This is a genomic window from Streptomyces sp. NPDC050504, from assembly GCF_044458065.1.
In the GTDB taxonomy this organism is placed as follows: Bacteria; Actinomycetota; Actinomycetes; order Streptomycetales; family Streptomycetaceae; genus Streptomyces.
This window is the reverse complement of sequence record NZ_JBITHO010000002.1, coordinates 861,378-874,040: the sequence shown is the minus strand read 5'-3', so window position 1 is coordinate 874,040 and position 12,663 is coordinate 861,378. Positions and strand designations below refer to the sequence as shown.

At 75.3% G+C, this 12,663-nt stretch carries 7 protein-coding genes; 3 read left to right on the top strand and 4 right to left on the bottom strand.

All coding sequences use genetic code 11. From position 1 onward, the window contains the following. Position 1: 1 nt before the first annotated feature. Positions 2 to 4,423 (top strand): SAV_2336 N-terminal domain-related protein, encoded by a 4,422-nt coding sequence (locus tag ACIBNE_RS09695; RefSeq protein WP_399270922.1) that lies wholly within the window; start codon positions 2 to 4, stop codon positions 4,421 to 4,423. 83 nt (positions 4,424 to 4,506) lie between these two features. Here the strand turns inward: ACIBNE_RS09695 and ACIBNE_RS09690 are convergent, their stop codons facing one another. Beyond that, positions 4,507 to 7,941 carry an AfsR/SARP family transcriptional regulator gene (locus ACIBNE_RS09690; protein WP_399270921.1) on the bottom strand — a complete coding sequence of 1,145 codons (3,435 nt, stop codon included), beginning with the start codon at positions 7,939 to 7,941 and terminating at the stop codon, positions 4,507 to 4,509. A gap of 177 nt (positions 7,942 to 8,118) precedes the next feature. On the opposite strand from ACIBNE_RS09690, the gene ACIBNE_RS09685 reads away from it, so the two are divergent. Both ACIBNE_RS09685 and ACIBNE_RS09680 read left to right on the top strand, forming a co-directional pair. Further along, positions 8,119 to 8,868 (top strand): SDR family oxidoreductase, encoded by a 750-nt coding sequence (locus tag ACIBNE_RS09685; protein WP_399270920.1) that lies wholly within the window; start codon positions 8,119 to 8,121, stop codon positions 8,866 to 8,868. Positions 8,869 to 8,908: 40 nt separating this feature from the next. Beyond that, complete coding sequence (locus ACIBNE_RS09680) at positions 8,909 to 9,547, top strand: NAD(P)H oxidoreductase (protein ID WP_399270919.1); 639 nt, start codon at positions 8,909 to 8,911, stop codon at positions 9,545 to 9,547. Positions 9,548 to 9,747: 200 nt separating this feature from the next. Here ACIBNE_RS09680 and ACIBNE_RS09675 read toward each other — a convergent pair whose 3' ends face one another. From ACIBNE_RS09675 to ACIBNE_RS09665, 3 genes are all read right to left on the bottom strand, one after another. Continuing rightward, positions 9,748 to 10,305, bottom strand: a complete 558-nt coding sequence (locus ACIBNE_RS09675; protein WP_399270918.1) for a TetR/AcrR family transcriptional regulator — start codon at positions 10,303 to 10,305, stop codon at positions 9,748 to 9,750. Positions 10,306 to 10,379: 74 nt separating this feature from the next. Continuing rightward, positions 10,380 to 11,360 carry a 3-oxoacyl-ACP synthase III family protein gene (locus tag ACIBNE_RS09670; RefSeq protein WP_399270917.1) on the bottom strand — a complete coding sequence of 327 codons (981 nt, stop codon included), beginning with the start codon at positions 11,358 to 11,360 and terminating at the stop codon, positions 10,380 to 10,382. 126 nt (positions 11,361 to 11,486) lie between these two features. Continuing rightward, positions 11,487 to 12,662 (bottom strand): hydroxymethylglutaryl-CoA synthase, encoded by a 1,176-nt coding sequence (locus ACIBNE_RS09665; RefSeq protein ID WP_399270916.1) that lies wholly within the window; start codon positions 12,660 to 12,662, stop codon positions 11,487 to 11,489. Between the last annotated feature and the right edge of the window lies 1 nt (position 12,663).

Here is a 12,663-nt window from a genome sequence, read left to right as displayed (position 1 = left end):
GATGGATGACGACCGGACGGCACGGGCGCACCGCGCCGCGCGCGAGGAACGGCCCGCGCCGCGCGCGATGAGCGCCGGACTCGACGCGCTGGCCGACCTGTTGGCCGACGCGAACGGCGGCACGCGGCCGACCGGCACCGAGCTGGCCGAACTGCTGTGGCTGGCCGGGCACTGCCGCGGGCCAAAGGCCGCGGACGGCGCCGCGCCGCCGCCGCCCGACCCGGCGACCCCGCTCACCGCACCGCCCGCGGCCGCGCCCCCGCCCGTACCGCCGCCCGCGGGGCCGGGCGGCGGCCGGATCCCGCTGCTCACCCCGGCCGCACCCGAACCGTCCGACCCGGAAGACTCCGCCGCCGCGCCGAACGGCCCCGCCCCATCCGCGCCCGAACCGGACCCCGCACCGGACCCCGCACCGAACGCCCCCGACGGCCGGGACCGTACGGCACACGCCGCCCTCACCTCGCCCGCGCCGCCGATGCTGGCCCGCCCGCTGCTCCTCCAGCGCGCGCTGCGCCCGCTGCGGCGCACGATCGCCTCGCCGACGGCCAGGGAGCTGGACGAGGAGGCGACCGCGCACCGCATGGCGCGCGTCCGGGCCCGCCCCGGCCGGTGGCTGCCGGTGCTGCGGCCGGTGCGCGAGCGGTGGCTGCGGCTGCGGCTCGTGCACGACACGGGGCCGACGATGCCGGTGTGGCAGCCGTTGGTGCGCGAGCTGCACACGGTCTGCGTGCAGACCGGGATCTTCCGCACGGTGGAGACGGCCGCGCTGGCGACGGACGGCACGCTGACCGGCTCGCCCGCCCACGCGCCCGTGGAACACACCGTGACGCTGCTGGTCAGCGACTGCACGGGGCCGCAGTGGCGGGAGGGCGCTGCGGGCACGCGCTGGTACCGGACGCTGCGCGGCTGGGCGGAGCGGATGCCGGTCGCGGTGGTCCAGCCGCTGCCGGAGCGGCTGTGGCGGCAGACCGCGCTGCCGACGGTCGCGGGGCTGCTGTCGTCGCCCGCGCCCGGCGCGCCCGACGCGGCGCTCGCCTTCGCACCGTACGGCGAGAGCTGGCCCGACGGGATGGTGCCGCTGCCCGTCCTGGAGCCCACCCCGCAGTGGCTGGGCCACTGGGCGCACCTGGTCGCGGGGACCGGCGGGCAGGTGCCGGGCGCGGTGGCCGCGCTCGGGACGCGGCCGCCCCTCGCGCCCGAAGGGCCGGAGGCCGACGAACTGGCCCCCGACGAGCTGGTGCTGCGCTTCAGGTCGCTCGCCTCGCCCGAGGCGTTCCGGCTGGCGGGCCACCTGACGGCGGGCCGCCCCGACCTGCCGGTGATGCGGCTGGTCCAGGCGGCGGTCGAGCGGCACCCGCAGCCGCAGCACCTCGCGGAGATCGTCCTCAGCGGCATGCTCAAGGCGGTGCCGGGGCCCGCGGGCAGCTACGTGTTCCGGCCGGGCGTGCGGGACGTGCTGCGCCGCACGGTGCCGCGCAGCGCGTACGGGCGCACGCAGGACCTGCTGGTGCGCGTCGGCAAGAAGATCGACGAGCGGGCGGGCACGGCGGCCGGGGAGTTCCGGGCGCTGGTGGAGGTGGCCCCGGAGGACGGGGGCGCCCCGGAGGACGGGCGCGGCGAGCGGCCCGGCGATTCGTTCGCGACCGTCACCCGCCAGACCGTACGGAACCTGGGCGGGGCGGACCTGGAGCCCGTCGGATCGGCGCCGGACGAGCCGGATGACCCGGACGGCCCCGGACGGCCGGACGAGGAGGGCGCACCGGACGAGCAGGGGCGGCTCCCCGATCGGTACCGGGTGGAGCGGATGCTCAAGGCGGGCCACAAGTGGTTCGTGTGGCAGGCCTGGGACTCCAGGGAAGAACGGTTCGTGGCACTGAAGACCACCCCGCGCCCGGACAACTGGCAGGGCGCGCTGAACCGGCTGCGGGCGGCGCGGCAGGCGAGCGTGCGCTTCCCCGAACACCTCGCGGGGCTCTACGACTTCGGGGTCACGGGCGACCGGGTCTTCGTCGTCATGGAGCTCCTGGACGGGAAGCCGCTCAGCGAGCTGATCGAGCACTCCAAGAACGGCATGCCCGAGCTGGCGATCCGCACGGCGGCGTACGAACTGCTCACGGCCATGGACCAGTTGACGGAGTACGGGGTCGAGCACGACGACATCAAGGCGTCCCGGATCAAGTTCGCGTCCAACGGCCGCCTGAAGCTGTGCGACTACGGCCTGGACGTCCGTCCGAGGCCGCTGGACCGCAACCGCGACCTCTACGCGCTCGGCGGCCTGTTGAACCAGATGGCGACCCTCGCGCACCCGCGCCGCGCGGTGGTCCCGCTGGCGGTGCGGCGGCCCGACCTGTCCGCGGAGATCAGAGGGCTGATCCAGGAGCTGACCGCCCCCGAGCACGCGCGCCGCCAGGCGGCGGCCCGGTCGATCGACACGCTCCGGGCGGCCCCCGACGACCCGCCGAGGCGGCAGGCGGCCCTGCGCTACCGGGTGCTGGGTCCGCTCTCGGTCTCGCGCGGCGGCACCCGGGTGACGCTCGGATCACCCGAACAGCACGCCGTGCTGGCCCAGTTGGTGATGCGCCGGGGCCACGCGACGCCGATAGCGGACCTGGTGCGGGGCGTGTGGGGCAAGGGGGCGCCGCCGGGCGCCGAGGGAACCGTGCGGGTCGCCCTGTCCCGGCTGAGCAAGGTGCTCGGGCAGGACGCCGTGGTGCGGCGCTCCCAGGGGTACGCGCTTGAGCTGGCCCCGGCCGACGAGGTGGACCTGGACCGGCACTGGGCGCTGGCGGAACAGGCGCGGCGCCGCACGGACGCGGACGACCCGGAGGGCGCCGCCGAACTGCTGCGCGAAGCGCTGCGCCTGTGGCCCGTGCCGACGCCCGAGCAGGGGCCGAGCCCGCTGGACGGGGTGCCGGGGCCCGCCGCCGACGAGACCCGCACGGTGCTGGCCGAGGAGTGGTTCCAGCTGGTCGCGTCCCTCACCGAGATCGACATCGCGCAGGGACGCGCGGAGGCCGCCCTGGAGCGCGTCAAGCCGCTGCTGCTCACCCATCCGGGCAGGCAGCAGCTGATGTCCCTGTTGGCCAGGGCCTTCCAGGAGGTCGACCCGGACGCCCTGGCGGAGTTCACGACGCACATCGCCACGTCCGCCTCCGCGTACGACCCCGGGGCGATCACCCTGATGGGCGCCCTGAACACGCTCATCAGGGAAGCGGGGGTGCGGTTCGGCCCGCTGGGCGGCGAACGCAGGGTGGTGGTCTTCGAGTACCTGACGGGCGGGGGCGCGGGCGCGGCGCCGCAGGCCGATCCGCGCGAGGAGACGCGGCTGCGTCAGGACCTGCGCGCCCTCGTCGCGGACGTGTTCGCCGGTACGGATCTGCGCCCCGACCACATGTCGGGACTCGCCATGCGCGGACGCGTCACCGTCGGCGCGTTCTTCGAGCCGCCGGACGAGGCGGGCACGCTCCAGCCCCGGCTGGTACGGCTGTTGCGCGAGCGGCTGCTGCCCGCGCTGACCTCCGTACGGAACAGGCCGCCGCTCCTGGCCGCCGTCGTGCCGTTCCGCTCCGCGCCCTGGGACGCGGCGGCGGAACTGGCCCCGCCCGCGCTGCTCCGCGCCCGCCTGGCGGCGGCGGGCGCGCCGGGGGCCGTCGTCGTCCCCGACTCCCTGCTCCCCCGGCTCGACGCGGAGGGGGAGGCGGAGGCGTTCACCGAGGTCGGGGGCGGCGGTCAGGGCCACTACTGCCTGCTGGGGGTACGGCAGCCGGACAGCGATCCGTTCGCCCGGGTGCGCACCGTGGTCTTCGGCCTGGGCAGCCTGGTCCTGCTCCAGGGCACGCCGTCGACGCACTGGATCCGCACCGTGCTCGACGCCATGGCGTCCGACGGCATGAGCCCCGATCCGCGCGACTGGGACGGCAGTTACCCCAGCGACCTGCTGCGGCAGTACCCGTCCCACCGCTACATCCGTCACCTCAGGGAGGCGGTGGCGGATCACGAGCTGGCGGCGGTCCAGAAGGCGAAGGCCGATCCGGAGGCACGTTCCCTGGTTCGAGCGCTGCACGCGTCGGGCCGCGAGGTGGCCGTGGTCTCGGACCTGCACCGCGACGCGGTCGTGGCGCACCTGGAGGCGTTCGACCTGCTGGATTCGGTACGGGGAGGGGTGTTCGGCCGCCCGGCGGACCCGAGCCGGATGATGCCGTCGCCGTACGTGCTGAACGAGATGCTGGCCGAGGAGGGGAAGGACCGCAAGCGGTGCCTGATGATCGGCACGTCCCCGAGGAACGCGGCGGCGGCGAGGGCGGCGGGCGTCCCCTTCCTGGGGGTGGCCCGCTGGCAGCGCGACGGCGCGGCGCTGAAGGAAGCGGGCGCGACGAGGCTCGCGAGGTCCCTGGGAGAGGTGCGGGAGTTGTTGGAGGGGTAGGGGCCGGGTGGTCCCGGGCGGTCCCTGGCGATTCCGGGCGGTTCCGGAGGGGCGACGCCCCGCGCAGGAGCCCGACGAGGCCCTCAGGGCGCCCCGCCCCGCACGACCCCCCAGATCCGCTCGACGTCCCCCCGCTCCCCGGAGGGCAACCGCGCCCCGGCCCCCGCCCGGATCCCCTCCGCCTCCTCCAGCAGCGCCGCCGCCCTCTTCACCTCGCCCGCCAGGGCGCACGCCCCCGCAAGCCCCTCCAGCGCGAGGGCGACCGCGCGCGGGTCGCCCCCGGCCCGCGCCATCGCGTACCCCTCTTCCTGAAGCGCCCGCGCTCCCGCCGCGTCGCCCCGCAGCTCCGCCACGAACCCCAACTCCGCGAGCACCAAGGCGTTGGAGCCCTCAAGACCCACCTCCCGGTGCCACTCCAGCACCCCCCTGAGCCACTTCTCCGCCTCCTCCAGCGCGCCCTCCCGCCGCGCGCCGAGCCCGAGCCCCAGCTCGGCGTTGACGGCCCCGGCGCGGAAGCCCTGCTCGTCGGCGAGGCGCAGCGACCGCTCGTGGTACGCGCGCCCCTGCGCGTGGTCCCCGGTGAGCAGCGCGATCCTGCCGAGCCCGGACAGCAGGTCGGCCGCGAGGGTGGCGAGGCCCAGGCTCTCCGCCGCGCCGAGCCCGTCCCGCAGGATCCGCGCGGCGCCCTCGTAGTCCCCGTACACCTCGGCGAGCTGTGCGAGCGGGTGGGCCACGCCCACCTCGCCCGCGCGGTCCCCGAGTTCACGGAAGATGTCCGCGCTCTCCCGCCCGTCGCGCGCGGCCCCCGCCAGCTCGCCGCGCAGCAGCCGCTGCATCGCCCGGTCCCCGAGCGCGGCCGCCGTGCCCCAGCGGTCGCCCAGCCGTTCGTACGCCTCCAGGGCCCGCCTCGTCAGCTCGGCGCCCGCGAGGTAGTCCCCCGTGCCGCACTGCGCGTGCGCCAGGAACCACCGCGCGCGGGCGAGCCCGGCGACGTCGCCCGCCCCGGACTCCCCCGCATCCCCGGACTCCCCTGCCTCCCCGAACTCCCCGAGCGCCGCGCCGATCCGCGCCTCCCGGTCGGCCCCGTACCCGCCCATCATGTCGACGCCCACGGCCCAGGCCCCGACCCGGGCCCGCAACAGACGCCCCGCACCCGAGGCCCCGGAACCGGCACCGTCCCCAGCCCCGGCACCGGCACCGGCACCGGCACCGGCACCGAAATCGGCACCGAAATCGGAACCCGCCGCGCGTCGCGCCCCGCGCCCCGCGACGCCCAGTGCCGCGCCCGCCGACCTCCGCGCCTCGCCGATGCGCCCGCGCAGGACCCAGTACCAGGTCAGCGCGTCGACCAGCCGCAGCGCGCACTCCGCGTCGCCCTGCCCCACCGCGTTCTCCAGCGCGGCCCGCAGGTTCGCGGACTCCGCGTCGAGCCTGGCCAGCCACTCCCGCTGCCCGTGCCCCCGCAGCTCCGGCTCCGCGCGCTCGGCGAGCGCCGTGAAGTGGGCGTAGTGCCTGGCCCGTACGGCGGCCAGCTCGCCCGCGTCGCCCAGCCGGTCCAGGCAGTACGCGGCGACGGACTCCAACAGCCGGTAGCGCGGCCCGTCCGCCCCGACGACGGCGACGACCAACGACCGGTCGACCAGGCGCACGAGCAGGTCGAGCACCTCGTCGGGCGCGACGGCGCCTCCCGCGCAGACCTCCTCGGCGGTCTCGGGCGTGCAGCCGTCCGCGTGGACCGCGAGCCGCCGCAGCACCGTGCGTTCGGGCTCGCCCAGCGGCTCCCAGCTCCAGTCGATCATCGCGCGGAGCGTCTGCTGGCGCCCGGGGACGCCGCGCCGCTCGTTGCCCGGCAGCCGGAAGCGGTCGTCCAGCCGGTCGAGCAGCCGACGCACCCCGAGCGCCCTGACGCGGGTCGCGGCGAGTTCGAGGGCGAGCGGAATCCCGTCGAGGCGTCGGCAGATCGCCTCCACCACGGGCCGGTTGTCGTCGTCGAGCGCGAAGCCGGGCGCGGCGGCCGCTGCCCGTACCGCGAACAGCTCGGCCGCGTCCGCCGGATCCAGCACGGGCACGCCCCACAGCGTCTCGCCCGCGAGCGCCAGCGCTTCCTGACTGGTCGTCAGTATCCGCATTCCGGGAGCCGATCTGAGCAGCAGCTCGACCAGGTCGGCGACGGGTTCGACCAGGTGCTCGCAGTTGTCGAGCACCAGCAGCGCGCGTCGGCCGCGCAGCGCGTCCGCGAGCCGCGCGGCGGGCCCGGTCGGGCCCCCGACCGCGCCCCACACCCCGTCCTCGCGGATCCCGAGCGCGGCGGCGACCACTTCGGCGACGTCCCGCTCCCCCGCGCCGCCCGCGCTCTCCCCGGCCAGCTCCACGAACCTGACCCCGTCGGGAAACACCCCGGCGAGCCCGTCACCCGGGCCGCCCCCGCCCTCCGGGCCGCCCGCGGCCTCCGCCTCCAGCCCCCGCGCCACCTCCAGCGCGATCCGCGTCTTGCCGACGCCCCCGGGCCCGGTGAGCGTGACCAGCCGCCGCTCGGCGAGCAGCGCCCTGACCTCGGCGACCTCGGCCTCTCGCCCCACGAGCCCGGAAACGGGCGCCGGCACCCGCCCGGCACCCCACCCCGCACCCGCGTCCGCGTCCGCCTCAGCACCGGCACCGGCACCGGTCTCCACCCGACTCCCCGCACCACTCGCCGCACCGCGCACGACACCATTCCCCACACCGCTCACCGCACCGCTCACCGCACCGCTCTCCGCGACCGCGCCGAGCTCCGGGTCCTGCGCGAGGATCGCCCGCTGGAGCGCGACCAGCTCAGGACCGGGATCCAGCCCCAGCTCGTCGGCCAGCCGGGCGCGCAGCTCCTCGTACCCCGCCAGTGCCTCGCTCTGCCGTCCCGCCCGGTACAGCGCCCTGAGCTGCACGGCGCGCAGCCGCTCCCGCAGCGGGTGGCGCGCCACCAGCTCCGCCAGTTCCCCGCCGAGCAGCGCGTGTTCACCGAGTTCGAGCCGGGCTTCCGCACGGTCCTCAAGGGCGGTGATCCGCTCCTCCTCCAGCCGGTTCACCGCTGCCCGTACGAACGCCTCGTCGGCGAAGTCCGCGAACGCGGGCCCCCGCCACAGCTCCAGCGCCTCGGTCAGCAGCGCGACCCGCGCGCCGGGGTCCGCCGCGGCCCGCGCCCGCGCCGCCAGCCGCACGAAGAGTTCGGCGTCCGACCCGCCGGTGCCGCCTGCCGGTTCGATCGCGTATCCGGGAGCCCGCGTCACCACGAGGCCGCGCCCGCCGGGCTCCGCCTCGTCCAGGGCGCGCCGCAGCTGGGAGACCTTGGCCTGGAGCGCCCGCGCGGGGTTGCCCGGCGGTTCGTCGCCCCACAGGTCGTCGACGAGCCGGTGCACGGCGACCGGGCGCCCCGCGTCCACCAGGAGCGAGGCGAGCAGCGCGCGGACCTTCAGCTCGGGGACCCGGACGGACGTGCCGTCCGAGGTCCAGACGGCGATTTCCCCCAGAACCCCGAATTTCATGGCGCCCACCGTAACCCCCGGCAAACCCTTGGCCCGAGCAGTTCCACAACACCCCCGCATCCGATCCGAACAGAGCCCGAACCGAACCCGAACCGAGGGGCGGCAACGTGATCCCCGCAACCACCGAACAGCACACGACGCGGACCTCGGGCCGCGCGTCGACACGAGGAGCACATCATGGGCAAGCTCACCGGCAGGACGGCACTGGTCACCGGCGGAAGCCGCGGCATCGGCCGGGCCATCGCACAGCGCCTGGGCAGCGAGGGCGCCCTGGTCGGCGTCCACTACGCCAGCAACGAAGCCGCCGCGAAGGAGACCGTCACCGCGATCGAGGAGGCGGGCGGCCGGGCCTTCGCGATCCGCGCCGAGCTGGGCGTCCCGGGCGACGCGGACGCGCTCTGGGCGGCGTTCGACGCCCACGCGGACGGCGTGGACGTCCTGGTCAACAACGCGGGCGTCGCGGGCCCCGGCAGGATCCACGAGGTGACGGAGGCCGACTACGACCGGGTCTTCGCGGTCAACGCCAAGGCGCCCTTCTTCATCGTCCAGAAGGGGCTGGACCGGCTCCGCGACGGCGGCCGCATCGTCAACGTCTCCTCGGGCGTCACGAAGGTCGCCTTCCCCGACATGACGTCGTACGCGGCGTCCAAGGGCGCGGTCGAGGTGCTGACCCTCACCCTGGCCCAGACGCTCGGCGCCCGCGGCATCACGGTCAACGCCGTCTCGCCCGGCACCATCGAGACCGACATCCACCCGTGGATGGCGATCCCCGAGGCGAAGGCGCGGGCCGCCGCCTTCTCGGTGTTCGACCGGGTGGGGCAGCCCGGCGACGTCGCGGACGTGGTCGCCTTCCTCGCGTCGGACGACGCCCGCTGGGTGACCGGCCAGAACATCGACGTCAGCGGCGGCTCGGGCCTCGGCATCTGACCCGTACGCACGCCACCCCCCTCACCCCAAGGAGCCCGCCGTGCCCCGCAGCACCCTCCTGGTCCAGGCCCACCCGCGAGGCGACTCGCTCACCGCGCAGGTCGTCGAGACCGTACGCCGCAAGCTGCTGGCGGACGGCGGGACGGTCGACCTGCTCGACCTGTACGCGGAGGACTTCGACCCCCGGCTCACCCCGGCCGACGAACCGGACTGGGACGACCGCGAGAAGGAGTACTCCCCAGAGGTCGCCGCGCACATGGAGCGCATCCTGGCGGCGGACGACATCGTGGTCGTCTTCCCCGTCTGGTGGTTCTCGGTGCCGGCGATCCTGAAGGGCTGGATCGACCGGGTGTGGAACTACGGCTTCGCGTACGGGCGCAGCAGGCCGCGCCTCGCGGGGCGCCGCATGCTCTGGCTCGGCCTGATGGGCATCTCCGCCGAGGAGTCGGCGGAGAAGGGCTTCACCGCGGCGATGGACCTCGGGCTCCGCGTGGGGATCTCGGAGTTCTGCGGTCTGCCCGACGCGCGGCTGCGGCTCGTGCACGGCACGGACCTCGCCGGCCTCCCGGTGGCGCTGCGCGCGGGCCGGGTGGCGGAGGTGCTGGCGGAGGCGGAGGAGGCGTACGCGGAGTTCGACGCGAGCGCCCTCCGCTCGCCGGAAGCGGCCGGGCGCCCCTAGGTCCTGCCGGGCCTCGACCCGGGTGCGTCAGCCGCACACCCCTCGGGCGACGAAGACCGGCACGGCGACGAACGCCCTCCCCGCACCGGCCCGTTCCCGCTGCTCGGCGAGCCACGCGGCGGCCCGGTCGGCGCCGACCGTCCCCGCGTCGCGCGCCGCCCCGCGCCCTGCCCCGCACGTCGCGTCGAGCGCGCCGCCGCCTACTCCAGAACCCGCCGCCGCACCCGCTCCATGACGTCCTCGTGCATGCGCGTCCCGTGGTCGAACGTCACGAGGTGGGCGGCGACGCGCATCGAGACGACGATGACGCAGCGCGCCTCCACCTCGACCTCGTCGGGGCAGAACTCCCTGAACAGCCCGCGCAGGTAGCCCATCTGGCGCTCGTCGACGCGCCGGAGCCGGTGCGCCACGGCGGGGTCGCGCCGCGCCCACTCCCGTATGGCCAGCTCCGTGCCCACCTCGGTGCTCGCCCTCGGCCGGTTGCCCACGACGCGGAACAGGTTGCGCAGCCGCTCCCGTCCGTCGCCGCCCTCGGCGTCGACGCTGTCGATGATCGCCTCGGTGACCTCGCGCTCCCAGGTGTCGAGCATCTCGGTGAGCAGCGCGTCGCGGTCGGCGAAGTAGCCGTAGAAGCCGCCCTTGGTGACCCCGAGCGCCCTGGCGATGGCCTCGATCCGGACCGCGTCGGGGCCTCCGGCGGCGAGGGCGCGCAGCCCGGCGTGGATCCACTCGGTGCGCGGTGTGGTGGCGCTCGCCACGGAAGACCTCCCGGTTCTCGGTGTACGGCACCGTACAGCGCGGCGGGGCCGCGCGAGGTCCCGCCCGCGTCACCTCACCACTCGACCAGCGCGAATCCCGCCGACATGCCGCCGCCGAAGCCGGCCACGAGGATCAGGTCTCCGGCGGTGAAGGCGCCGGCGCGGGCGGCCGCGTCCAGGGTGATCGGGATGGAGGCGGCTCCCGTGTTGGCGTAGTGCGTCACCGTGCGGTGCATGGTCGCCTGAGGCAGTTCCAGGGCGGCGAAGACGCTGTCCAGCATGGCGCCGTTGGCCTGGTGCGGCACGAAGTGGCCGATGTCGTCGGGTACGACACCGCATTCGTGCAGGAACCCCTTGACCAGCTGCGGCAGGTGGTCGCCGACGAAGTCCCGGACGCCCCGCCCGTCCATCGTGAAGTACTGGAGCCCCGCGTCGAGGACCGTACGGTCCACCGGCATGCGGCTGCCGCCCGCGGGCACCTGGATGAGGTCCGAGTGTTCGCCGAACGAGTGCAGCGCGAGGTGCCGGACCCGTGGCCCGTGGTCGGCCGACGCACCCAGGACCACCGCTCCGGCGCCGTCCCCGAACAGGATCACGGTCCTGCGGTCGGCCCGGTTCAGGATGCGGGAGTACACGTCCGCGCCGATGACCAGTGCGTGGCCGCCGGTGCGGGCGAGCACGCCCTCGGCCGCGGAGAGCGCGAACACCGCGCCGGAGCAGACCGCGTTGACGTCGAACGCGGCCGCGCCGCCCGCGCCGAGCCGCTGCTGGACGTAGGCGGCGGTGGGCGGTTGCGGCCGGTCGGGCGTGGACGTGGCGACCACGATCACGGACAGGTCGTCGGCGGTGAGGCCGGCCGACCGCAGCGCGGCCCGCCCCGCGGCGGTGGCCAGGTCGGAGGTGGCCTGGCCGTCGGCAGCCCAGCGCCGTTCCCTGATGCCGGTCTTACCGGTGATCCACGCGTCGTCGACCCCCGCCGCCGCGGCGACCTCGTCGTTGGACACGATTCGCTCCGGCACGTAGGCACCCGTACCGAGGATCCTGACGTCGGCCATACGGCTGCCCTCCCCTCAAGTGGTATGGAGAACGGTGTGTGAAGAACTGGCGTGCGGCGGCCGTGGCGGGCGCGTGCGGGGGCGGCCGTGGGGGGCCGCCCCCGCACCCGCGGGACCGGAGGTGTTCTAGCGCGCCTGGTAGATGCGCTTGTGACCGCTGAGGCCGGCCAGGCGGAAGGGCCCCGTGGTCTCCGACGGGGTCAGGTGCTCTCCTCCGTCGGCCGGGAAGGACCACTCGTGCAGCTCGCGGTAGCGGGCGAGGTCGACCGGCTTGCGCCGGGCTATCGCCGCCTGGTTCGCCTCGGTCCGCAGGTGTTCGCGGTAGCCGGGGACCGCCGTGCCCGCGAAGAACTCGGCGACGCTGCCTGACCCGTAGCTGAGGAAGCCGACGGGCCGGTCGGTCAGGTCGTCCGCCTGGTCGAGCAGCGCGGCGAGGGCCAGGTACACCGAGGCCGTGTAGCTGTTGCCGATGGTGGCGTTGTAGGCCACGGTCTGCCCGACGGCGCGCTCGATGTCGGCCTTCTCGGTCTCGTGGCCCGTGTGGTTGAGCAGGTGGTGGTGCGCCTTGTAGGCCATCTTCGTGAACGGCTGGTGGTAGCAGAACGCGGCGAACTCGTCGAGGGCGCGGCCGCCCTGCTCGCCGTAGTCCTTCCAGCTGCTCGCGACCGCCTGCAGGTACGCCTGGATGGACTCGTGCCCGTCGACCAGCGCGGTGGTGCGGTAGTTCGGCCGCCAGAAGTCCATGACGTCGGCGGTGAACAGGCCCGAGGCGTTCTCGATCCGGACCAGGGCGGGGTCGGCACCGACCAGCATGGCCACCGCGGCGGCGCCCTGGGTCGCCTCCCCGGGGCTGTCCAGGTCGTACTTGGAGACGTCGCTCGCGATCACGAGGACCTTCTGGTCCGGGTCGCGCCGTACGAGTCCGATGGCGAACTGCAGGGCGGCCGTCGCCCCGTAGCAGGCCTGCTTCAGCTCGACGACGCGGCAGGCCGACGGAAGGCCGAGCAGCGAGTGCACGTACACGCCCGCGGCCTTCGCCTGGTCGATCCCGGATTCCGTCGCGAAGACCACCGTGCGGATCCGTTCGGAGCCGTGCCGGGCGATGATCGGGGCGGCGGCGGCCGCGGCCAGCGTCACGATGTCCTCGTCCGCGGCGGGAACGCTCATCGACCGCTGGCCGATGCCGATGTGGTACTTGCCGATCTCGGTGCCGTTGTGCTCGGCGAGCGTCGTGTGCTCCAGGACGTACTCGGTCGTCGCGAAGGACAGGTCGTGGATCCCGAAGGAAGAGTCGTTGGACATG